This window comes from Blautia sp. JLR.GB0024, from assembly GCF_037000545.1.
Classification (GTDB): Bacteria; Bacillota; Clostridia; order Lachnospirales; family Lachnospiraceae; genus Blautia; species Blautia celeris.
Genome location: NZ_JBANBF010000007.1, coordinates 197,153 through 221,405, shown reverse-complemented (window position 1 = coordinate 221,405; position 24,253 = coordinate 197,153). Strand labels below are relative to the sequence as shown.

The window sequence follows — 24,253 nt, the reverse complement described above, 5'->3', positions numbered from 1 at the left end:
TGGAGGGTTATTTTATCACATACGCATGAGTTCTTCAACGACTTCTGTCAGATGCCCGAGATTTTCTATCATGGCATCCGTGTATTTGTCTATGCTCCCAAAGCTTTTTATGGCGTCCCTGGCCATCTGTTTTTCTTTTTTCCTGAATTGTTTTATCATGTTGTCAAAGGCTTTCTCCGTTTTCCAGTATTTGATCACCTCATCATGATGTTCTTCTTTGAATGCCTCCAGTGCAGCAAAATACCTGCTCATATCCAGATTTTCCTTCATAATTACATCCCGCCTTTCAAACATACACCGGTGTGTCTGTTTTTTTCTGATTATACTGTATCACGTAAGGTGAGAGTCAAGCACTCGAAGGAAACAAACGAAGTACGATTGTAATATATCGCGAAAGGAATACGCAAAGGGTATTGCTTCCTGTGCATTGCTGTTGGTATAATATAAAAATAAACAGTATTGGTAAAAGGAGACCAGCTATGAAAAGTCAACCCTAAATTAGCAAAAGATTATATTTATTTTCTGACCGGAAAAATGGCTAACTTTAATAGAGCTCCCATAGGGTGCTTTTTAAATATATATATGAACGGTCAGATATTAATCCAAATTAAACGAAACGTTGTCAGTGAGCATTTTATAAATGATGCGAACCAACTTCCCGGCACAATGACCTAAGGCATTGTAATGGGACTTTCCCTCTGAGATTTTCTGATCATAGTAATCTTTAAAGGTTTTGTTGTTTTTGACAACGTTATGTGCTGCATTTATCAAAGCGTAGCGAAGGGGACAAGACCCACGTTTGGACATCTTGGTATGGCTGGCGTTAAAGTTTCCAGACTGATAGACAGTCGGATCAAGACCAGCAAATGCAAGCACTTTTGATGGGCTGGAGAAGCGCATAATATCGCCAATCTCGCCCAGTATCATTCCGCCATTGATAAAACCAATGCCCGGAATGGTCATAATGATGGAAGCCAAAGAATTGACAATCAATTCCATTTCAGATTCAACGTCATGAACCTGGCTATCCAGTAACTCGATCAGTTCAATGGTCTGAGTTATCTGAGTAGATATAGAACTGTCGTTGCAACCGACAGACTTCTGTGCCAGAATCCTTAATTCAGTCGCTGTGTCTTTCTTGAAATGACCGTGGGAGGAAACCTCAAGCAAGTGTGACAGATGGGTCAGGTGCATAGAAGCAATGTCTTTGGTCGTAGGTGCTTCTTTAAGAACTGCATACACAGATTTCTGGTGGATGCCAGATTTGAAGAAATACTGCAGTTCAGGGAAAGCCTGATCAACATACGACATTAGTTGAATCTTGCCCTGGGTACGTTTCTTGATTAGTTTCATGCGGAAACGCCCCAATTCCTTTAAGTGCATGATTGAAAGATCATGCTGCGAAAAGAAACGGTGAGGATCCATCATTAAAGTTTTAGCAATTATGTAAGTATCTACCTTATCCGTTTTTGTTTTGCGAATGTTGTTCTTTCGCATTGCAGAGGTCTGGATAGGGTTTATGACACAGACCTTGTAGTTATGTTTGACAAGGAATTCAAAAAGGTTGTTGCCAAAGTGAGCCGTTGATTCAAGACCTATGATGAGGCTGTCAGGATCGAAAGAATCGAGCTTGTGAAGCAGCAGATGGAAGCCATCATAGTCATTTGTAAATTTGAACGGTTGAAGCATAATTTCACCATCTGAAGAAATGGCAGAGGCGAAATGGTTGAGTTTGGCAATATCAATGCCTACGTAAATCATAAGATCTCCTTTCTGAGTGTGATACTGTGACAATTCCACAGGTGTTTACCCTCATAGACTTGATTGAAATAAGTGCTCGGGAAGGAATTCCCTCGTGGCAATATCCAGCTTATAAATGATTCAGATAAAACCGTGGCAATACACTCCTTTAAGTAGTTGGACTACAGAAGAAAATCAAAAGTCCACAGCATCTGAATGTATTATGTCACATCACTAAAAGAAAGGAAAATGTGATGTTTTAGCTTCTATAAACATCATACAAGAAGGAAATGATTTATCTTGATAATGCGGCTACTACACTGCATAAACCCCCGGAGGTGGCAGAGGCAGTGCTGCAGGCTATGATGCATATGGGAAACAGCGGCAGGGGCGCCCATGAGGAGGCACTCACAGCTTCCAGAAGGATTTATGAAACCAGGGAGATCCTGGCAGGGATGTTTCACTGTCCGCAGGCTCAGAATGTTGTATTTACCCTAAACTCTACAGAGGCATTAAATACTGCAATACAGGGTTTGATCGGACCCGGAGAGCATGTTGTCACGACAGATTTGGAGCATAATTCTGTTCTCAGACCCCTCTATCGGCTGGAACAGGAAAAGGGTATCCGGCTTTCTTTTGCAGAATCAGACACAAGGGGATGTATTGACTATGACCGTTTGGAGCTTCTTGTAAAAGATAACGCAAAAGCTATCGTCTGTACACACGGCTCAAATCTTACAGGTAATTTAGTCGATATTGCCAGAGTCGGTAAAATCGCAGATACATACGGCGCACTTTTTATTTTGGACGCTTCCCAGACTGCAGGTGTGTTCCCCATTGACATGCAGGAAATGCACATTGATGTGTTGTGTTTTACCGGACATAAGAGTCTCTTCGGCCCTCAGGGGACAGGCGGACTGGCTGTGTGCGGTGACTTGGAGATCAGACCTTTAAAAGTGGGAGGAAGCGGAATCCGGACCTTTGACAGGATACATCCGAAAGAACTGCCGACAGGCCTTGAGGCGGGTACTCTGAACGGACATGGGATCGCCGGTTTAGGCGCCGGCGCCGCATTTATTGAAAAAACCGGGATGGACCGTATTTTCAGACATGAGCAGAGACTTACCCGAACCTTTTATGAGGGGGTAAAGGATATAGATGGCGTAACGATATACGGGGACTTTTCCACGTGGATGCGCGCTCCTATTGTAGCTCTGAATATTTGGGATTATGATTCGTCAGAAGTCAGTGATGAACTGTCCCAGGTCTATGATATTGCCACCAGGCCCGGAGCACACTGTGCCCCCAGACTGCATCAGGCACTGGGAACAGTCGAACAGGGCGCTGTACGGTTCAGTTTTTCCTATTACAACACAGAGGAGGAAGTGCAGGCAGCCATTGATGCTGTCAGAAAAATTGCTTCGGAATAAAATACAGTATTTGCCCAGAATCTGTCATAATAGCGATATATGACACCAGATTTCTTCAATCACAGGCGCAATGATGCCCACTTGCAGCAGACTTGTGATTGGCGACGCTCTCAATGTCCGGATGGTTTCCTGATAAACCCGTTCACTCGCAGGAAATATGCTTCAAATACAGGGTCAAGGCCATTAGCTTCCATTTTCACCTGTCCCTTTTTATCAGATATTCCATCAGCCCGCCTGCCAGGACTCCGACAGTATAACACACTAGATCACTCCATAAAAAACCAAACCCCAATACCAGACCGCCCAAAGTGGTATGGCGCAGTGCGTTGATCCAATCTGCCTGGTATAACTGAGAAAATTCTATGGCGTAGGAAAGCAGAAGCGCTGCGGCCATCACCTTTCCTGTGGACATTTTTACAAATAGAAATCCAATCCCCCAGAATACCATCAATGCCCAGAGAGTATCCCCCGCATAATCCCTGACAAATGCCGGTAGATAAGGACCGAATTTTCTTGATGAAAGGCCGAGTATCATGGTCACTATGATCCATATCAAATATATGATCCTGTTTCGTTCTGCTTCTTTATTTTCCTGCATTGCTCCACTCCTGCCGTTATTTTTCCGCGGTCAGAAGAAAAGACAGCGGTAATCCTTTTTTATCATATGCCTCAGTCAAGCCCACATCATAATCGAACTCCTCCAGCTTCAGCACGCGCATCCCTGCACAGCTTACCCCACTGATAATATCAGCCATTGTATGGGAAAAGCTGGTGAAGGTTTTGGATTCGTATGTCTCTGACATATATCCCATCCCTTCATTCTCTTTCCATGGCTCTTTTCTGAAATAAGAATACGCTGTTTTATTCAAATGTTTCTCGTCAAATTCCGGTTCCCCCGGCAATGGCAGCATGTTCATCACCGGATGAAAATCATGGACTAACAGGATTCCCCCTGTCTTTAAGCAGTCTGACACTTTCCGAAAAAGCGGTTTTAGGTCCTCAAACCACGTCAGCGCTCCAATGGTAAACAAAATAAAATCAAACTGACCGTTATATGTTTCAGGAATCTCCAGTATATTGCATGAGACAAAACGGCAGTTGTCCATGCCGGCCTTCTCCGCGGTGTCTCTTGCCTGCTCTATAATATTTTCCGCAATATCAAACCCCACCGCATTTTTGGCCCCAAGCTGCATCAGGGACAGCAGTTCCCGTCCGTTGTTGCAGCAAAACTGGGATATGGTTTTCTCTTTAAAATCTATTTGTTCCAGTTCTTTTATAACATCCGGACAGAAAAACGGCAGCCTCTCATGCATTAATTTTACATGGTTTTCCTCTCCCCAGCCGGGATGCCTGTGCTCAAAGGCTTCCTCCCATGCCGCTTTATTTCCGCTGATATAATTTACGGATGTATCCGCTCTATGTTTTTCCCGATGTGCTGTAATGATCGTCCAACTGCCGGCGTTAACCGTAATGACGCAGCCATCAGCGCTTACATACCAGTTCTTTCCTTTTCTGGTGATAACAGCATGGGGCGACCTTATTTTTTCTTTGCACCATGCTGTCACCTGATCCGTATCCAGGGCAAGATTCCTTCTGATCCGCATTGCCCCTAACTCTGTTGTATGCAGTTTATCCAGATGATCCGTCAGTCTGTTTCTTCTCTCATTTTCCATAGTCACTCCATATCTGCAAAACGCTGCGGACAGCTCTGCCGTTCGCTGATATTTCCCTGGCAGCCGGTTCCATACCCCGGCAGGCAGAGATATTCATGCAGGGCCCCGAAGGGCCCCACTTTCAAAGCTTCTCTATACAGCCGGACTGAATGGCCTGCAGATTCTGCATGATCCTTTCTTTCGGCCAGTCCCACCACCTTAAGTCAAGCAGTGCCTGAACGGTTTCCTCCGAGAAACGTTTTCGTATAGGTTTCGCAGGTATCCCCCCTACGATTGTATAGGGCGGAACGTCCTTTGTCACCACTGCCCTGGTCCCTATGATTGCCCCGTCACCGATAGTTACGCCGGCCATTACAACAGCCTCGTAACCAATCCACACATCACTGCCGATCACAATATCTCCCTTGTTGTCCCAGGAATCCGTTACATTCTTTTTATCCAGCTCCCACTCCTCAAAGAAAAGAGGAAACGGGTATGTGGACAACGAACGGAATGTGTGGTTAGCACTGTTAAACAAAAATTTTGCGCCGCAGGCAATGGAACAGAATTTCCCGATGATAAGCTTATCCCTGTTGATGGGATAATGGTATAATACGTTATTTTTCTCAAACAGCACCGGGTCATTGACAAAATCGTTATACATCGTGTATTCCCCAACCGTTATATTGGGATCATGGATCACGTTCTTTAAATAAATCGTCTGTTTATCGCCTGTTCTGGGATAAATTTCTTTCTCCGGAATAGTCATAAAAAATCCTCCTGTAATCACAATTTGGTTTATCAGCTATTCCGGCTGCTGCAATACAACGTTTCACCGCACCTCACCTCTTCTCTAGTCGTTCCAGCTATTGGCGTCCTTAGGCACTGCGGAAGCATAATATCCCAGTTTGTGAAACTGGAACCATTCCACTATCTTCTCCTCCGGTGCCGCTTCTAAAGCGAGCAGTACCTCTTTTGCAAACTCCAGCGCTGCTGTGCCGTTGGCGGTAACCACATTTTTATGGCTCACAGCTTGTTTTGCAATGTAATTAGCATCCCCTGTATATGCCTCACCTGCCCATTGTTTTAAGTCATTTAAATCATTGCTTGTGTGTTCAACGTGGTTCAAAAGGCCAATGGTTCCCAGAAAAGCTGATGCGTCACATATTGCACCAAGAACCTTTCCCTTTTCAAAGCACTGTTTTGCCAGAGGTGCGATTTTCCCGGCCTCTGCATTTCTCCAGGACATGCCTCCAACCAGAATGACAGCTTCATAATCCTCCGGCACTGAGTAGATATCATAATCCGGTACCACATGAAAACCGCCGATGGATGCCACCCTGTCTGTTGTCAGGGATACTGTCTTTGCCTCATATTTTCCCTGTCCCAGCATATAGAGCGCTGATGCCAGGTAGGCTGATTCCCAATCCGCATACTGCTCCAGTATTACAAATAAAATTGTTTTTTTCATCCTTCTTTTCCCTTCTCTGACTGCGCCTGTTCCTCATGAAACAAAAAGACGGCTTTTTTGAGCATATCCCACACCTCTTCTTTGGGTGCTGTGATTTGTCCTGTGGCAATATAAGAGGCCAGACCGTGTGTGTAGATTATCATATTATGAAAAAACTGGCTGGTCTTTTCTTCCGGTATCTGCAGATCAACTGTGATCTGCTGTATCATCTCTTTTTTCTCATCCGTATTTACAAGTTGTCTAAATCCGATTCCACGGTTTCCGCTTCCGCCGTTCATAAACAGATACTGGAAAAGATTAGGTTCATCAAATGCCATCTCTATGTAAGCCCTGCCCACATGAAAGAAGGCATCCATCCCCTGTTTCCCGCCTCTGTACATTTTCTCATTGGCATAGTTCAAAGCAAATTCTGCCAGCGCTCTGCGCAGTGTCTCCATATTGCCAAAATGCCAGGAAATGGGCTGTGTGGAACAGCCAATCTCCTCCGCAATACTTTTGATGTTCAAGCTGGAATACCCATCCCGGATCAGTTTCCTCAGGGCGGCTTTCAATATGGCTTCTTTTGGGATTTGTGTCCGCGGCAATATCTCACCTTCTCTAAAAATGTATTTATATAAATCCGTTTATGTTTCAATCTATTTTCATTATATCCCATCTTTCGGTTTTGTCAATCCATATAGGCCATACATCGTCTATGCCAAAAGAGGACTGCGCACACTTCTCAGTGCCACTGTCCTCTTTTAGCAGAAACTTTATGATAATTCTAATATCTAATCTTCTGTGCAGATAATCTTTACATCATATTTTGAAAGCATCTCGCCGCTTTTCACACATTCCCCTGTCAGCACATCTGTGTTTCCCACAAAGCAGGAGGGAATTTCAAAATCTTCATCCTTAAAATTGATCACAAAATAATATCTCTGTCCGTCTTTCTTCCTACAGGTGATCTCAAGACCTGTCTTCTCTTCCACAACCGGTTTAACGCTTACATCTTCTGCTGCCATGTCAAGGACCTTCGCAAGCCCCCGGCAGTCCATTTCTGTTCCGATGTAATATACGGATCCGTCCCCGAACAGATTCCTGGTCACTGCCGGGCTCTCTGCATAGAAATCTTTTCCGTAACGGCCGATGCATTCTGCCCCTCTCAGATGTATGATATCACATACCAATCTGCCGGGCACACTGACACCATCGTCAAAAATCACCGTATTTTCCTGCTCCGGTGCCAGGGCGTCAATCTCTTCCACCCACACTCCGGCCATTTTGCTCAGAACTCCGGGATAGCCGCCGAGATATACATTATCCGACTGGTCCACGATTCCGCTCATATATGTAGTGACCAGAACGCCGCCTTTGCTTACGAAATCCTCCAGGGCTTCCTGCATACCGGCTTTCACCATGTAAAGAACAGGCGCTACAACCATTTTATACCTGCTAAAATCCGCGTCAAAGGGTATCATATTGACAGGAATATTGCGCTCATAAAAATACCGGTAATACTGGTGGATCTGGTCTACATATGTCAGATCCACATTCGGTCCGCTGGTATATTCCAATGCCCAGTAGTTATCCCAGTCAAAGACAATGCCCACCTCTGCCTCATTGACGGAATCCAGTGTCCGGTCTCCCAGCATCTCCAGTTCCTGTCCGAGCTGCTGTACCTCTCTGAACACTCTCGTATCCTCTGTACCCACATGGGCAATGACTGCCCCGTGGAACTTTTCACATCCGCCAACGCTTCTGCGAAGCTGGAAAAACTGGATGGTATCCGCACCATGAGCAATGGTCTGATAACTCTGGGCCCGCATCTGTCCCGGCCTTTTCAGAGAATTATATGGCTGCCAGTTCTGCTGGCTCGGTGTCTGCTCCATCAGCATAAAAGATTCATCCTTCAGACCGCGCATGAGATCATGGCACATAGCGGTCTGACTCCACGGTGTGTCATAGCTGGGATAATTGTCCCAGGACACGACATCCATCTCTTTTGCCCATTTGAAATAGTCCAGCCCCTTGTAGGTTCCCATGAGATTCGTGGTGATCGGAGTCTCTTTATCATAACAGCGGACCGCATCCCGCTCCATCACATAATTACCCAGCATGCTGTCTGACATAAATCTGCGGTAATCCACAGAGATCCCCGCAAATGCCGTCTTATCGCTCCCCAGCCCTTCACTCAGCGCATTAGGCAGTACGATCTCATCCCAGTCATAAATGGTATGTCCCCAGAATTCCAGATTCCACGCTTTATTCAGAGCTTCTATGGTTCCATACTTTTTCCTCAGCCAGATGCGGAATGCCTTTTCACAATTCTCGCAGTAGCATTCGCCGCCGTATTCATTATTAATATGCCAGCACGCAATATGTTCATTGCTTCCGTATCTCTTTGCCAGTTCTTTTGCAAGCGCCTCCGCATACTTCTGATAGACCGGAGAATTCGGGCACGCATTGTGCCTCTGTCCGAATTTGTGATGCCTTCCCTCATAGTCTGTTCTTGCAACTTCAGGATACCGCTTCACCATCCATGCGGGAAGCGCAGCCGTGGATGTGGCAAGCACAATGTCATAATTCTCCCGGCTCAGCATCTCCACAATCTCGTCCAGTTCACTGAAGTCATAGACTTCCTCTGAGGGCTGGATCTTTGCCCAGGAAAATACATTGATGGTGGCGCTGTTGATCCGCGCATCCCTAAATATCCTCATATCCTCCTGCCAGATATCCTTTGGCCACTGGTTTGGATTATAATCCCCGCCGTATAAAATTCTTTTAAATTTACCTTTCATGTCACCTGTCTCCTTATTTCTGCTTGTAACAATTCAGACAAGCTGAACCGTTACTTCTGCTTTCTCTTACGGTTAGTTTAATTATATTATAGATAGACAAAGGATTGTGTAATATGTTAAGCTAAATAATATAACATTTTGAAACAGGTGAGAACAATGCCGATCCATTTTAGAAATACACCGGTCAGCGAACCGTTTACTTTTGATTCCATAGGAAACCACTGGGTACAGGAACACACTTCCCGTCCCAAGGGCTATCCGCTCTGCCACTATCTCCAGTCCGAAAAGGGAAGCGGCAGAATCACCATACAGGGAAAGGAATACCTTCTGCTGGAGGGAGAAGGTGTATTGATCACGCCGTTCATCCAGCATTCCTATGGAAAGGAGACAGAGGAATGGCTCACCCTGTTTGCCACCTTTACAGGGACTATTGAAAGCAGCATTCCCAGACTTTTAGGAAACAGGCCGTTTATCTTTATAGGAAAGGAGCAGGGTGCCGAGATAGCGTCTTTTATTTCCGGCATAGTAAAGAAATATGAGAACCCGCCCATGGATGTCAAAGCCTTATCTGCAGACTGCTATCGGCTCCTGATGTTTCTTGCAGACGGTATCTATACCCATGATCTACTGGAAGATTCCCTGTATCAGAGGTATGTGGCCCCGGTGATACGGGAAATCGAAACAAATTATCATTCCGAGCTGACCGTACAGAAACTCAGCCGCCAGGTATACATCTCGCCCCAGTACCTGTCACGGCTGTTCCACCGTTTTCTGGGATGCTCCGCTTATGAATACCTGACTATTTACAGGATCAACAAGGCAAAGGAGTATCTGCTCACAAATCCGCGTACGGAAGTGCAGGATATTGCGCATAAGGTGGGGTTTGCGGATGCGAGCCATTTTATCTCTATCTTCAGGAAAATAACCGGGGTCACGCCTTTGGGGTTTCGGAAGCTTAACTAGTTTTATGTGCGATACTCCCATATGTTCCTCACTGTTTCCAGGCTGATAGATTCTTTTTTACAAACTGTCAAAAACTCTGCGGCTTTTTCCCCATGATATCCTCAAAAACAGAGGTAACTTTTTTAGCTGTGCCCATGCGGGTCATTTTGTACAGCATTCCCATGACAGGGATCATGTGAACACTCTGCCGGTTCAGTTCATGGTATCGTCCCGCAAAATATCAGCCAGCTTATACCGCAGAACTTTTTTCCCGCCAATATAATAAGCCAGCGCCACAAAAGCAAAAACAGCGATTATAAATGCCAGCACAGGTATGAACGGAGCTTCTCTTATAAAAATCATGGGCTCCAGGTAACTTGCCTTCAGCATAAGCGCAGCCAGAAGGATGGTAAGAGGCAGGGTCACCAATACCGGGCGTCCGGCAATGATCAGAGCCTCAACACAGAACATCTTTTTTATCCCTCCGGGTGTCAGCCCCACGGACATATAACGGGCAAATTCCCGTCTTCGCTGGCGCACAAACCCCAGCGTATTGGAAAACACATTGCCGATTCCAATGAAAGCAAGCAGTACACAAAAGCCGCCAAAGATCAACATCATGCCATCTTTCATCTTATCATCGGAAAGCTTTTCCTGTATGCGGTTTTCGCTTACTATTGTATATCCGCTGCCCACAAGCCGGGTGACCTCCTTTTCCAATCTGTCCAGTTCATCCATCGCCGCATTTTCCCCGGCAAGTACCCGGATATAAAAATCTTCCTCTGCTCCGCCAATCGGCGTTTTTATCTGCTTCCACAGGGAAACCGGAAGGAAATGTACCAGTTCATAATAATCCAATGTACCGTACTCCTCCCGCAGAACAGGAACCTCCTGTGTATAGGTGATCACAGGGATCTTTGCTGCCATCTTATCATCTGCTGTACTTCTCAGGACAGTAATTCCCCGGTCTTCTTTCAGGTACGGAATGTAATCAGGATCGCGGAAATTGGGATTCCTGCTGTCCCGGATCCGATTCAAGATCACAGCGCCATCCAGTCTTGGTTCTGCACCAATCTGTTCACAATACGAAAGAAAACTGGCATCATCTAATATGACCACAGGCGCATGGATCATCCATCCGCTGTCTGTATCTGACACAAAGGTCTGATCTGCGTTTTCAAAACCGCCCGCAGCACGGAACTGCCCGCTTATTTCTTCCTCTGTGATCAACCGTTTTGCTTCCGCTTTCTGGTATACGGTACAGCTTCTCACATCCAAAAGCTCCTGCATTTGTTTTGTCCCGCCAAATGTATCCATCTCTGTATCCTTTACCGTGACCATCACATCCCAGACATTCTGGTATTTTTCAAAATACGTCATTCGCGTGCTGATATCAGTAAGGGTAAAGAAACACTGCATTAACGTAAAAGCCATAAAAGAAAAGGTCAAAGATAAAGTAGCAGTACGCCATGCTTTTTTCTGTGCCTTCAGCGCATTGGAGGCAAGTTCGCCCTCCAACCCGAAGAAAAAGGACAATAATCGTGAATTCTTCCGCTTGTACAGAGGAAGTTCACCGGTATTTTTGATGGCTTCCAGTGGTGTCAGCCGGCTCAGTTTTCTTGCAGGATACCAGGCCGAGAGCCAGACAGTAAAAACAGTAACAGCAAATGTACATATAAATACCAGAGGATGATATCCCCATTCTGCTTCATGGCGTCCTTCTGCCAGATTTCCCGCCATGATATTTGCCAGTTTCAATAGCCCCATTGCAATCATAATACCCAGTAAATTACCGGACACTACCGGTACTGCACACAATGCGGCAGCCTCCTGCAGCAGACAGGTCCGAATCTGTCCCGGTGTAGCTCCTATACTGGAAAATATACCAAACTGATGCACCCTGGCATTCATAGTCACAGCGAAGGAATTGTGTATGATCATGACCAGAGATATACAGGCCATAGCGGTTATCGCCAGAAAAAGCGGAAAGATCAGTCTGGGAGCAGTATCCTGCGGGTCCCGAATGAGATACATGGCCAAAAGGGAATGATGGCAGGAAACTGCCTCCGGCGGTACCTCTGCTAATTTGGCGATTTTTGGAAGATCTTCAAGAATCGTTCCCATATCTTCAAAATAAAGATCAACTGCAGCCTTCTCCCCTTCTGTCCCTTCCTGATTTATGACCACTTTTTCTATATTGGGAAAATTCTTCACAGCAGCCAGCGTATCCTCATCGAAACTCCCTTCTATACGCCCCTGCCAGCTTCCTTCCTCTATCTGAATCCTCTCGACCTCATATTTCCAAAGGTTATAAAACAGGCTGCAGAGCAGTGACAGAAACAACGCGGATATAAAAGCAGCCACCATGACGGAGATACCGGATGACCGGTTGTTTTTTATGTAACTCCTGGAATATTCTTTCCACATAACCTTTTACCCCCGCTTCCGGTCGCTGACAATGCGGCCATCTTCAATGGCAATGATACGGTCTGCTTCCAGTGCTATTTTTTCATCATGGGTAATCAGCAGAATCGTCTGTTCCAGATTCCGGTTGGATAATTTCAGCAGATCAATGATCTCCCTGGAGTTTTTCCGATCCAGACTTCCGGTTGGTTCATCAGCTAAAAGGATAGCCGGACGGTAAATCAACGCCCTTGCTATGGCCGTTCTCTGCTGCTGCCCGCCGGACAGCTGGCTGGGCAGGGCATCCAGTTTGTCCTGAATCCCCAGTGAGGTAATGACCTGTTTAAAATACTCCCTGTCCACAGTTCTTTTATCCAGCAAAAGCGGCATAAGAATATTCTTTTCGACCGTAAGCGTTGGAATCAGATTATAAAACTGATAGACCAGCCCCACTTTTCTCCGCCGGAAAATGGCGGCCTGCGTGGGATTCATGGAAGAGATATCCGTTCCCTCCACTATGACCTTCCCTTCTGTGGGCCGGTCCACACTGCCAAGAATATGCAGCAGAGTGGATTTTCCGGAACCGGAGGCCCCCACGATAGCTGCGAATTCTCCTTTTTCCACTGACAGATCAATCCCGTTAAGAGCCGCTGTCTGACTGCTGCCCTTGCCGTATATTTTCCTTACTCCAATACAATTTAACACTTCCAAAGTTCATCTCTCCCTTCTGTAAAATATGTCTGCGAACTGCGGGAAAGCAGTTGTATTGCCCCGCAGCTATATTATAACAAAGAAAGATGACATCTCAGTGACTGTAAAACCGGATTTCAAAACAAGCGCCTCCTGCCGGCAGATTCCTGGCTGAAAGGGTGCCGCCCTGCAGTTCAAATAAAGAGCAGGCGAGCGCCAGCCCGATTCCGATTCCGCCCTTAACGGCTCTCTTCCCCCGGTAAAACCGTTCAAAAAGATGGGGAATATCTTCCGGGGCAAACCCCTGCCCCTCATCCCAGATTAAAATTTCCGTATAAAGTGGATTTTTGGAATAATCACAGTGAATCCTGCCTCCCTCTGGAGAATGCTCCGCACAGTTTTTTATCAGATTCATCAAAGCCTCCATGGTCCATTCCATATCCCCCTGAAATTCCACGCATCCTTTGTCCGGAATGTCTGCCATGACCTTTTCCCTGCGCATCAGCTCTTCCAGATTTTCGACAGCCAGATTCAGTACAGTGTAAACATCCACAGGTGAATGCTCCAGCAGCAGTGCCCCGGAATCAATCTTAGACAGAGTCAGCAGGGATTCTTCCAGCCGGTTCAGACACTCTAACTGATTCTTGATAGGTTTTGTATAAGTATTCGGAGCTGTTTTCTCCATCAGCTGCAGGGATAGAAGTGCCGCTGTAAGCGGTGTTTTAAGCTGATGAGCAATGTTGGCCAGATTATCCGCAAAACGTTCTTTTGCTTTTAATGCATTTTCTCTTGTTACATACAAGCTGGTGACGGTTTTATAAATTTCATCCTGCAGATGAGAAAATTCATCTTCTATAGTTTGAACAATGGTCCCTGTTTTTCCCGCATTAACCTGTTCCAGATATTTCGTAAGCCCGGATACCCTCGCCTCAATGTGCTTTTTTGCAGACCGGGAGGACAGAAAAAATGCTGCCGATATTAAAACAGCAGCATTGACTGCAAATAATACACCGCAGCCTTTACTGCCGGAAAAATCCTCCTCCGTGTATCCGAACTGCTCCAGGAATACATTTCCGCCGGTTTTCCACTCTTCCTGTGACTGATATTCTTTCAGAGAAGAAAGTAAAAGCTCTTCTGCTCCCGGGTCATTTTCCAGTATGGTCTGGCAAAGCGCTGAAATACCCCTGTAAGAATCCCTCTCATACCGGCACTGCCACATATTGTTCAAAAACAGGATTCCTGCTGCGCAGACCACTATGGGGAGTATGGTCATCAGCATCTGTTTCTTTTGTTGTGTCATAGCGTATCCTCCATACGGTAGCCAAAACTCCTTATGGTTTTCAGACATGCAGGCTGATGCAGTTTTTCCCGTAAACGTTTTATGGTCACCGTCAGTGTGTTATCATTCACATAATTACCGTTGCTATCCCATACTTTTTCCAGAAGCTGTTTCCTTGTTACGGTCTTTCCTTTGTTTTCCATCAAAAGAAGAAGAATCTGGTATTCCGGCTGGCTTAAAACAAGTTCCTCGCCATCACAGAAAACAGACATCTTATCCATATCCAGTGTCAGGGAATCGCAATGATAACAGTTCACTTTCACCTGGCCTGTACGGCGCAGCAAAGCAAGGATACGCGAGTGCAGCACCTCCAGTTCAAAGGGTTTGACAACATAATCATCGGCACCTTTTTGAAATCCGCCAACCACGTCATGGGAATCGCCGCGGACAGTCAGGAAGATCACAGGCAGCCAGGGCCATCTCGCGCGGAGCCAGCCGCACAATTCGTTCCCCTGCCCATCCGGCATGTTCCAGTCTAAAAGGACCAGGTCCGGCTGCCTGCTTCTCAATGCCTGTTTCATGCCCGCAAGCATGGAAAAAACCGTTACCCGGAAGTTTTCCTGCTCAAGATATTCTTTTACCGCCTGTGCAACAGTCTCGTCATCTTCCGCGTAATACAGATCTATCATTTCTCTGCTCTCACTTTCATATTTCATTGGTATTATCTGACTGTTCAGCTAACTGAACTAGTTTTATGTAAGTGTATTTATTATACCAAAACGGGGTAGGAAATACTATGGGCTTCTTTATGCTCTGCTTTTCTCCTGCAAGTTCATGAGGCGCTCCGGCAGAAATGGTTCTGCAGATATAACAGCAAAAAGCCCCTAAAAACCCAGCAGAGCATGCCGGGTTAAGTCATGTGCAGTAACAGTGTGCATAGACTCTATTGGTTATGACGATTGGGGAATTCGTTCTGAGATGGATACATAGCTGATTCTTAAGCTGGCAAAAGACGGAAAAAGTAACGGGGCTCTGATCATTTACAAATCATATAAGGCGGATGCAAACCATCCGCCTTTCTGTCCCATCCTGCATTCTTTATTTTCGATTATCCTTTTTGTACGGTGTGCGGGTAACTACTGCGCGGACCATCATCTGACGGCAGCCCTCAGAACCGTACAGTACATAAACTTCGGTTCCTTCCTGAGTATAACGGATGTCAAGGTCTGCCAAGGAGATTACCTTTCTGAACTGGCAGCTGTATCCCCGGTTGGATACAAGACCTATCATTTCATGTTTCTTATTAAATGCCGGAATAAACTGAGGGATTGCACTTGAAAAATCAGAGGTATTTACTGGCAGCCCCATCTGTTCAAAAGGTTCCTCGTCTTCATCAAAAAGAGATGTGAAGATAGTTATACAGTCCTCTGTATTCCATTCCAGGGTCACACATTTTGTTTTCGGATCAGCCGCTTCCTCTAAAACAGCATCCTTACCCGGAAAATCCCGGGTTTTATCCACCAGATGTTCCCAGCCAAAGTCCACAGGAGAGCGATGGAGTGCTTCTGCGCCAGGAACAACCGCCGGAATAAAATCTACCCAGATAGTCGGAAAATACGCCTGCAGATGATTCAGCATCAGACTGCGCATTCCCAGCTGGCGAAGGCCAAATTCTTTTCCTGCTTCTGCCACCTCATGCCAGATGACAGAACCGTCCGCGCTGTCTCCAAACAGCTCATATCCAGTCTCTCCTGACATTCCACCGCGATATAAACGGACTTATATCATGGAAAGTCCGTGAGACGTGCTGCTTCGGATACCCTGATTTATGGCATAATTTCTGCTTAATCCGCAGGTCTTACGTCCCGCGCATCTTTAGTCTTGTATCTTTTTCATTTACGAAATATAATATTGCATAACAGCAGCACAAATCCCTACGCAGAAAGAACAGGTGGAAATTATGGACGAAAAGATCCTATTGGTAGATGACGAAAAAGATATCGCTGATTTGCTGGAAGAGGTGTTGATACAGGACGGTTTCCGAAACATCCGGAAGGCCTGTACCGGAATGGATGCGCTGGCAGTCTGCCGGGAATTTCAGCCCGATGTGATGATTCTGGACATTATGCTTCCGGACCTTGACGGACTGGAGGTTTGCAGGAAGATCCGGGAATTCTCCTATTGTTCCATCCTGTTCCTCTCCTCAAAGAACGATGAAATTGATAAAATATTAGGGCTCTCCTGCGGCGGTGATGACTATATCACCAAGCCCTTCAGCCCCCGGGAAGTGGTTTTCCGAATCAAGGCTCAGCTGCGCCGGCAGAAATATGCGGCCGGTCTCTCCTGCAGCACCGCTGTTCTGAGTGCGGGTCCTCTTACCATTGACAGGGAGAGCGGACGGGCATACAAATCCGGTGCGGAGCTCCCCTTGACAGGAAGGGAATTTCTTCTCCTCGCCTATTTTATGGAAAATACGGATAAAATTATCAGCAAAGAGCGTCTCTATGAACAGGTATGGGGGGAGTACAGCAGCATCTGTGACAATACCATTATGGTACACATCCGCCATCTGCGGGAAAAAATAGAGGATGCCCCTTCCAGACCCAGACAACTGATCACAGTGAAAGGCCTGGGATACAAGCTCAGGAAAAGGACTGATTAGATGAAAAAATCAGGATGCCGCACCATGTTTCATATGTATCTCATTTTTTTCCTGTCTCTGCTGGGAACCCTTCTTGCAGCGGCAGCGCTCATCTGCTGGCTTATCACCTTACGAAAACCCGACGGTACCTTTGTGCGGAGTGATTGGCCCGTGAAGTTTTCCGACAGCTTCCAGGAGCAGATCATTTTTAAAGAGGATGGCCCCGGGGTTAAGCAAAACGGCTTAGAACTTCTTCGGGAAAATGAAATCGGCATTCAGATTCTCGACTCCACCGGTTTTGAGCTTTTTCATTATCAAAAACCGAGTCAGGCTGAGCAATCCTACTCTGCTGCCAGCCTGCTTTCCATCTCCAAGACAGGCAGGCTCAAAAGCAGCAGCCTTACAGCAGTTATAAAAACCCTGTCACTTAAGGACAGAGAATACAGTTACATCCTTTTCTTTCCTGTGAAAGTTTCTAAAGTCACCATGTATTTGAACGGAGAGCATTTTACTGCCGGTAAGGCTGTGATCCTGCCGGTGACAGCCATACTCTTTCTCGTCCTCTCTATATCCGGCATGCTCTACGGCTTTCGGACCGCTGAGGCCGTGAAGCAGCTCACTGACTCCATCCGGGAGATCGCTGTGCGCAGCTATCTTCCCGTTCAGGGAAAGGGAACTTTTTTCGAGATTTATGACAGCCTGAACCGGATGGACCAAGAAATCAGGGAGAGCGACCGCCTGCAGGCTGAAACGGACCGGATGAGGGAGGAATGGATCGCCAATATCACCCACGATTTGAAAACACCCCTCTCACCGATAAAAGGTTATGCGGAACTGCTTCTGGACTCCGGCAGTATAAACCAAGAACAGTGCAGGCAGTATGCAGACATCATACTGAAAAACTCCGCCTACATGGAAACACTGATCAATGACCTGAAGCTCACTTATCAGCTGACAAACAATATGGTTCCCATGGACCCCCGGGAAGAAAATATTGTGCGCTTTTTAAAAGAGCTGGTGATCGATCTTCTCAACTCCCCGGAATATGAACAGCGCACGATCCGCTTTGAAGCTGCCGCGGAGACGATTCCCTATTCCTTTGACCGGACACTTTTCACAAGAGCATTCCAAAACCTGATTCTCAATGCTTTTGCCCACGGAACATCGGATACGGAAGCTGCCATTTCCGTCTCTGTCCCCGATTCCACACTGCAGATAACTGTAAGTGACAACGGAAAAGGGATGACCGCCGCGGAAACGAAACAGATCTTCCGGCGGTATTACCGTGGAACCTCCACAGACCAGAAAAGAGAAGGAACCGGGCTTGGCCTTGCCATAGCAAAAGATATTGTGGAACTCCACGGCGGAAGGATTTCCGTCTCCAGTTCTCCCGGCACGGGAACTGTATTTACGATCGCATTTCCTCTGCATTAAGGTTAATTAAGGTTATCTGCAACTCCCGTTAAGGTTGACAGTTTATCATGTATCTATGATAACTGTCAGCCTTTTTCATTAATACCGGGAGGTGAGAAAGTGAAATGGAAAAAGACCGCCGTATGCATCTGGAAACTACATACAACAATTCTAAACGCTCTGAAGGAATCAAAGGATTCCTCCGGCAGAAAGTAGGTGTATCTTGAAGATTATTATAAAATACATTCTGACAAATGTGAAAGAAAAAAAGATGAGGACAGGCGTTATGATCCTGTCCATACTCCTGTCGTCCACTCTGCTGTTTGTTTCCTTCTCCATTGGCGCTTCCTATGAAAGTGCCCAGCAAAAAATGGCACGGGGAATGGCGGGAAGCGCGGCGGTTTCCGTGTCCGCAAAAGAAGGTCTCATCCATACCGATGAGATTCCCGATCTTTTGTCCATTGACGCGAAAGCCGGTATACTAAAGGGCAGTGCTCTGTACCACGAAAACGGTTATTACGAGACCATTGACCTGGCAGCCGCCGAGCTTTCAGAACTTAAAAAGATCAATCCCCCGCGGCTCGCTGACGGGAAAGATATCTCGGATTTTTCCGGCAGCCGAATCATTCTGCCGGACCGATTCACCTCAAAATACGGCATTCAAAAAGGAGATGCCATAACCCTGCAGATAAACGGGGAATCCATAAAACTGGATGTAGCTGAGATTGCCGCCTATGACACCTTCTTCCTGCGGCATACAAGAGGGGCCACCGCGCTGCTTCCCCTCTCCTTTCTGCACAGCCTCCTGGGTTATACAGACGGATACAGTGAGATTCTCATTAAGCCCTCCCAGGGAGTTTCCGCAGAGACTTTGAAAAAAGATCTGGAAACAGCCCTGCCGGCTGAAACATACCTGATAACCGAAACGTTCAGCGAAGACCAGGTAACCGCCGATGCACGGCAAAAGTCCATGCCCTTTTTCCTCATCAGCTTTTTCTCGCTGACCATGAGTATATTCATCATTTACAGCAGCTACAAAGTGATAACCCTGGAACGACTCCCCATAATCGGAACCTTCCGCAGCATCGGGGCAGCAAAAAAAACCCTCACAGGCATTCTCATGCTGGAAAGCAGCCTGTACGGATGTATCGGCGGACTGCTCGGCATTCCGACAGGGATACTGGTCCTGAAATGCATTCTGCAGGGCATGAGCCGCTCCCTCTCACAAGGCATTGAGATTCCGGCTGTCATCACCCCTTTCAGCGTTATTTTCTCATTTGCTGTGGCTGTAAGCGCCTCTCTTTTATCTGCGTGGCTGCCCATACACCGGACAAGCCGCCTGCCTGTAAAAGAAGTGGTTCTGGGTATTACGGAGGAAAAGCAGATATCCGGACGCCTGACTGCCGCGGCCGGCATCCTGTTATTCCTGTTCTCTGTCATACTTCCAAGGACTGTCTCCGGAAATATGCTGTACCTCATGGGAGGCATATCCCTTCTGGGACTGATCGCGGCTGCCATTATCCTTATACCCCTGCTCACAGATCGGACTGCCGTGGTTTTGGAGCGTATTTACGGAATCATTCTGGGAAACGAAGGGAAACTGGCTGCCCGCAATATGCGCGGCAATAAAAATGTGATACAAAATATCACACTTCTGTTCATCAGCATTTCCGCTGTGATTGCCATATCCGTTGTGGGGGATTTTGTAACCACTTACGTCAGCGATGTATTCAGGGGCGCCGAACTTCAGGGATTTGCTGACGGGCATATGGAACCGGCATTTGTAGAACAGGTAAAAGGGATGGATGGGGTTGAAAAAGTGCTCCCGCTCCATATCCTGGATAACCGGCTGCAGGCAGAAGGTATCGCCCTGGGACGTGTGGAGGCGGCGGATGACCTGGACCTGTACAGCTCCATGCTTGCCATCCATTATACGAAAAATACAGAGCAGTCCCGGGCTGCCGCTGCTTTTGGGTCTGAACGCGTCATCCTTCTCAGCGAAGACTGTATGAAGCAGACCGGATTTTCAAAGGGAGATACCCTTGTTCTGTCAAACGGCACAAACCGGTATCATTATCTGGTGATCGGCAGTTTCAAATCAAGGGCTACCGATGCGGAGGCAGTCATTCCCTCTGTCTGCGCAGTTTCGGATTTTGGAGCTCAGGCATATGACTTTCTCGCCTACACTGCCGCTGACCCGGATGCAGTCATGGTACAGATCCGCAGTCTGTTTGGTGAAACGGCAAACTGGAGCCGGACGGTGAAGGAATTCAACACCGACGCCCTTTCCACTGTGGGCACCTTCTTACAGCCCATGCACAGCATGACTTATTTTATTTTACTGCTGGCCGCCGTAGGTATCATCAATAATCTGCTGATCAACTATATCCAAAAGCGGCGAATTACTGCCATGTATAAATCTGTAGGGTTAAGCAGCCGCCAGAATATAAAAATGACACTGACAGAAGGCTTTTCTTCCGGACTGATCGGTGCTGCCATAGCTGTCTTTGTCTCTTATCTTGAAATACAAACCATCTTTTTGGTAGCCGGCCCCAAAATCTCAATGGTTCCCAGACTAAATGCCGGCACTTTCTTTTTTTCCGCAGCAATGGGAATTGTAATCACACTGCTGGGCTCAGTTGTGCCCATCATCAAAAGCAGGCGGATGAAACTGGTGGAGGAGATCAAAAGTGAATAATATATTAACGGGAGGATATAACATGAAACATACAGTCAGCGAAACTGCCATTGAGGGCAGACATCTCATAAAAGAATTTCCCATGGGAAATGCGGTCACAAAAGTGCTGAGAGATATTTCCCTGCAGGTGACACGCGGTGAATTTGTTTCCATTATGGGACCATCCGGTTCCGGGAAAAGCACACTGCTCTATATTCTCGGCGGGCTGGACACGCCTACCAGCGGCCATGTATATCTGAACGGAACCGATATTTCAGGCTTTGATGATGAAAAGATGAGCCGGATACGAAGGCGGAAAATTGGATTTGTCTTTCAGTTCTACAATCTCATCCCCAATCTGAATGTGGAAGAGAACATTATGCTCCCCCTGCTTCTGGACGGCCAAAAGACAGCGAATCACCAAGAACAGCTCTCCCGGATTCTGGAGGTCACAGGTCTGACGGACCGGCGCAGGCATACGCCCCGGGAATTATCCGGAGGCCAGCAGCAGCGTGTGGCCATCGCCCGCGCTTTGATCGGAAACCCTGAAATCCTCTTTGCGGATGAACCCACAGGAAATCTGGACAGCAAAACCGGAGCGGAAATCATGGACCTGCTTCGTGATATCAACCGCAGAAGCGGGCAGACGATCCTTATGGTGACCCATTCGCCCGAAGCAGCCAAAAGCAGCAGCCGGATCATAACCGTACAGGACGGAATCCTTGTCTGACCGGAGGCTTATTCTGCTCTTGTCATAAAACAGCAAAAAAAGTCAGGATATTTATTTCTTATGCTGTTATAATGGATCATATGTCTAAATGAAAGTGAGGAACGATATGTCTCATAAGGATAAGATCATCATCCAGGGATTAAAGCAGAATAACTTAAAAAACGTATCTTTAGAAATACCAAAAGAAAAGATAGTTGTCTTTACCGGTGTTTCCGGTTCCGGCAAATCCAGCATTGTATTTGACACCATAGCCGCGGAAAGCCAAAGGCAGATGAATGAAACCTACACGGCATTTATCCGGGGCAGGCTGCCCAAATACAAAAAACCGCGAGTGGATTTTATAGACAATCTCACTGCCTCTGTTATCATAGACCAGACGAGGCTGGGCGGGAACGCGCGTTCCACAGTGGGTACCATCAGTGATATGTATTCTGCGCTGCGCCTGCTCTTTTCACGTATCGGAGAACCTTACGTGGGGACGGCATCTTATTTTTCCTTTAATGACCCCAACGGTATGTGCCCGGAATGTTCCGGTATCGGAAAGATCCTGGATCTGGACATGGACCAGGTATTGAATCCGGATAAGAGCTGGAATGAAAGTATGGTGGAACTGCCTGCCTTCCATTCCGGCAACTGGTACTGGAAGCAATACACACAGAGCGGATTGTTTGATCTTGATAAAAAGTGGGGGGATTATTCCGAAGAAGAGAAAAACCTGCTGCTGTACGGAGCATATGAAAAAGGCGGAACACAGGTAAACAAAAAGATAGAAGGCATCTACAACCACCTGAACCGTCTGCTCATCAAACGTGACCTGTCAAACTCCAGTGACCGCTCCCTCCTCCGTCTGAAGAGGCTGGTAAAAGAACGTGAATGCCCTGTCTGCCGTGGAAAGCGCCTGAATCCCGCAGCGCTTTCCTGCCGCATAAACGGGTACAGCATTGATGAAATGTGTGATATGGAATTTACCAGACTCTGCACCGTCCTGCAGGAGATCAAAGACCCCAGAGGCGAAACCATTGTCAATACCCTGACTGCTTCCCTGACACGCATGATTGAGATCGGACTTCCCTATTTGAGCATGAACCGGGAATCCACAACGCTCTCCGGCGGTGAGGCACAGCGTCTGAAGCTGGTGCGCTATATGGGAAGTTCTCTTACAGGCATGACCTACATTTTTGACGAGCCAAGCACCGGAATGCATCCGCGGGATGTCCACCGCATGACCAAACTTCTGCAGAGCCTGCGGAACAAAGGCAACACGGTCCTCGTGGTGGAGCACGACAAGGATGTGATCTCCATAGCCGATGAGGTCATTGATGTAGGCCCTCTGGCAGGCAGAAACGGCGGACAGATTCTCTACCAGGGCAGTTATGAAGGACTGCTCCGGTCAAAAACCCTGACGGGAAACGCCATGTCAGAATACATTCCCGTCAAACAAAATCCGAGAACAGCAAAAGAGTTCCTTCCCGTAAGGAACGCGGATATCCACAACCTGAAGCATGTATCTGTTGACATTCCAACCAATGTACTGACCGTGGTCACAGGCGTGGCCGGCTCCGGCAAATCCAGTCTTATCCGGGATGTATTCGCAAAGCAGTACGAAGACCGTGTGGTACTGGTGGACCAGTCTCCCATCACTGCCACGGGCCGCTCCGCTCCCGCCACTTTTTTGGGATTTTTTGACGATATCCGCAAACTGCTGGCTGCCGAAAACGGAGTAGATGCCGCCCTCTTCTCCTTTAACAGCAAGGGAGCCTGCCCTGCCTGCAAGGGCAAAGGTGTGGTTGTAACAGAACTGGTCTTCATGGACCCTGTCACCACTGTTTGCGAGGTCTGCGAGGGAAGCCGGTACAGCGACGAGGCATTGTCCTACCGCTTCAGGGGAAAGAACATACTGGACATTTTAAATATGACCGCTGAGGAGGCTGCAGAGTTCTTTTGGGACAACAAAAAAATCCATAAACAGCTCCGGGCCATGATAGAGGCAGGACTGTCCTATCTGACCCTCGGCCAGCCCCTGTCCACCCTCTCAGGAGGAGAACGTCAGAGGGTAAAGCTGGCAAAACACCTGGATAAAAAGGGAAACATCTATCTGCTGGACGAACCCACCACAGGTCTGCATGCCTCAGACGTGAAGAATATCATGAGACTTCTGGACAGCTTTGTAAAGCGCGGCAGCACAGTCATTGTGATCGAGCACAATCTGGACGTGATGAAACAGGCAGATTATATTATTGATGTGGGGCCTGACGGCGGAACAGGCGGAGGCCGAGTGGTATTTACCGGAACACCTCAGGAAATGGTCCAAAACGCCGATACCATCACCGCCAGATACCTCAGAAAATCTCTGGAACGTGGATAAAACAGTATGAAAACAGCCGCCATGGGGACATGTTTTACTT

General features: G+C 47.1%; 19 protein-coding genes and 1 pseudogene. 7 read left to right on the top strand and 13 right to left on the bottom strand.

The window, feature by feature from the left end:
* Window positions 1-15 precede the first annotated feature (15 nt).
* A complete protein-coding gene (locus V8Q34_RS17165; protein ID WP_148393628.1) occupies window positions 16-270 on the bottom strand; it encodes a hypothetical protein in 255 nt (84 codons plus the stop codon).
* Between the two features lie 327 nt (window positions 271-597).
* Window positions 598-1,761 carry an IS110 family transposase gene (locus V8Q34_RS17160; protein ID WP_335835961.1) on the bottom strand — a complete coding sequence of 388 codons (1,164 nt, stop codon included), beginning with the start codon at window positions 1,759-1,761 and terminating at the stop codon, window positions 598-600.
* A 269-nt stretch (window positions 1,762-2,030) separates the two neighbouring features.
* On the opposite strand from V8Q34_RS17160, the gene V8Q34_RS17155 reads away from it, so the two are divergent.
* A complete protein-coding gene (locus V8Q34_RS17155; protein ID WP_148392671.1) occupies window positions 2,031-3,170 on the top strand; it encodes an aminotransferase class V-fold PLP-dependent enzyme in 1,140 nt (379 codons plus the stop codon).
* Between the two features lie 196 nt (window positions 3,171-3,366).
* On the opposite strand, the gene V8Q34_RS17150 is transcribed toward V8Q34_RS17155, so the two are convergent.
* The 6 genes from V8Q34_RS17150 to V8Q34_RS17120 all read right to left on the bottom strand — a co-directional run bounded on the left by V8Q34_RS17150 (window position 3,367) and on the right by V8Q34_RS17120 (window position 9,073).
* Window positions 3,367-3,768 (bottom strand): ribosomal maturation YjgA family protein, encoded by a 402-nt coding sequence (locus V8Q34_RS17150; protein WP_335835960.1) that lies wholly within the window; start codon window positions 3,766-3,768, stop codon window positions 3,367-3,369.
* Window positions 3,769-3,784: 16 nt separating this feature from the next.
* Window positions 3,785-4,843 carry a DUF3781 domain-containing protein gene (locus tag V8Q34_RS17145; protein ID WP_442893852.1) on the bottom strand — a complete coding sequence of 353 codons (1,059 nt, stop codon included), beginning with the start codon at window positions 4,841-4,843 and terminating at the stop codon, window positions 3,785-3,787.
* Between the two features lie 121 nt (window positions 4,844-4,964).
* A complete protein-coding gene (locus tag V8Q34_RS17135) occupies window positions 4,965-5,591 on the bottom strand; it encodes a CatB-related O-acetyltransferase (protein WP_033139519.1) in 627 nt (208 codons plus the stop codon).
* A gap of 84 nt (window positions 5,592-5,675) precedes the next feature.
* On the bottom strand, window positions 5,676-6,293 hold the full coding sequence (locus tag V8Q34_RS17130) for a DJ-1/PfpI family protein (protein WP_148392673.1): 618 nt from the start codon (window positions 6,291-6,293) through the stop codon (window positions 5,676-5,678).
* On the bottom strand, window positions 6,290-6,877 hold the full coding sequence (locus V8Q34_RS17125) for a TetR/AcrR family transcriptional regulator (RefSeq protein ID WP_103732182.1): 588 nt from the start codon (window positions 6,875-6,877) through the stop codon (window positions 6,290-6,292). Before V8Q34_RS17125 ends, V8Q34_RS17130 begins: the two co-directional genes overlap by 4 nt.
* Before the next feature lie 186 nt (window positions 6,878-7,063).
* Window positions 7,064-9,073 carry a beta-galactosidase gene (locus V8Q34_RS17120; RefSeq protein WP_227210476.1) on the bottom strand — a complete coding sequence of 670 codons (2,010 nt, stop codon included), beginning with the start codon at window positions 9,071-9,073 and terminating at the stop codon, window positions 7,064-7,066.
* Between the two features lie 156 nt (window positions 9,074-9,229).
* Between V8Q34_RS17120 and V8Q34_RS17115 the strand changes: the two genes are divergently transcribed.
* On the top strand, window positions 9,230-10,036 hold the full coding sequence (locus tag V8Q34_RS17115; RefSeq protein WP_227210475.1) for an AraC family transcriptional regulator: 807 nt from the start codon (window positions 9,230-9,232) through the stop codon (window positions 10,034-10,036).
* A 192-nt stretch (window positions 10,037-10,228) separates the two neighbouring features.
* Here the strand turns inward: V8Q34_RS17115 and V8Q34_RS17110 are convergent, their stop codons facing one another.
* The 5 genes and pseudogenes from V8Q34_RS17110 to V8Q34_RS17090 all read right to left on the bottom strand — a co-directional run.
* Window positions 10,229-12,442 carry an ABC transporter permease gene (locus tag V8Q34_RS17110; protein WP_244806665.1) on the bottom strand — a complete coding sequence of 738 codons (2,214 nt, stop codon included), beginning with the start codon at window positions 12,440-12,442 and terminating at the stop codon, window positions 10,229-10,231.
* A gap of 6 nt (window positions 12,443-12,448) precedes the next feature.
* A complete protein-coding gene (locus tag V8Q34_RS17105; protein ID WP_227210473.1) occupies window positions 12,449-13,129 on the bottom strand; it encodes an ABC transporter ATP-binding protein in 681 nt (226 codons plus the stop codon).
* A 94-nt stretch (window positions 13,130-13,223) separates the two neighbouring features.
* Entirely contained in the window at window positions 13,224-14,408 is a 1,185-nt protein-coding gene (locus V8Q34_RS17100) for a sensor histidine kinase (protein ID WP_335835959.1), read from the bottom strand.
* Window positions 14,405-15,076 carry a response regulator transcription factor gene (locus V8Q34_RS17095; RefSeq protein WP_227210538.1) on the bottom strand — a complete coding sequence of 224 codons (672 nt, stop codon included), beginning with the start codon at window positions 15,074-15,076 and terminating at the stop codon, window positions 14,405-14,407. The genes V8Q34_RS17100 and V8Q34_RS17095 overlap by 4 nt, the downstream gene beginning before the upstream one ends.
* A gap of 409 nt (window positions 15,077-15,485) precedes the next feature.
* A pseudogene (locus V8Q34_RS17090) lies at window positions 15,486-16,151 on the bottom strand (hypothetical protein); the annotation flags it as partial.
* A gap of 196 nt (window positions 16,152-16,347) precedes the next feature.
* Between V8Q34_RS17090 and V8Q34_RS17085 the strand changes: the two are divergent.
* From V8Q34_RS17085 to V8Q34_RS17065, 5 genes are all read left to right on the top strand, one after another.
* Complete coding sequence (locus V8Q34_RS17085; RefSeq protein WP_054351336.1) at window positions 16,348-17,049, top strand: response regulator transcription factor; 702 nt, start codon at window positions 16,348-16,350, stop codon at window positions 17,047-17,049.
* Window positions 17,050-18,462, top strand: coding sequence for a sensor histidine kinase (locus tag V8Q34_RS17080; RefSeq protein WP_335835958.1), 1,413 nt, complete (start codon window positions 17,050-17,052; stop codon window positions 18,460-18,462).
* A gap of 250 nt (window positions 18,463-18,712) precedes the next feature.
* Window positions 18,713-21,139: an ABC transporter permease gene (locus tag V8Q34_RS17075; protein WP_442893853.1), complete on the top strand. Its 2,427-nt coding sequence runs from the start codon at window positions 18,713-18,715 to the stop codon at window positions 21,137-21,139.
* 22 nt (window positions 21,140-21,161) lie between these two features.
* Window positions 21,162-21,848: an ABC transporter ATP-binding protein gene (locus tag V8Q34_RS17070; protein ID WP_033139503.1), complete on the top strand. Its 687-nt coding sequence runs from the start codon at window positions 21,162-21,164 to the stop codon at window positions 21,846-21,848.
* 106 nt (window positions 21,849-21,954) lie between these two features.
* Complete coding sequence (locus V8Q34_RS17065) at window positions 21,955-24,213, top strand: ATP-binding cassette domain-containing protein (protein WP_244806669.1); 2,259 nt, start codon at window positions 21,955-21,957, stop codon at window positions 24,211-24,213.
* Window positions 24,214-24,253: the final 40 nt, after the last annotated feature.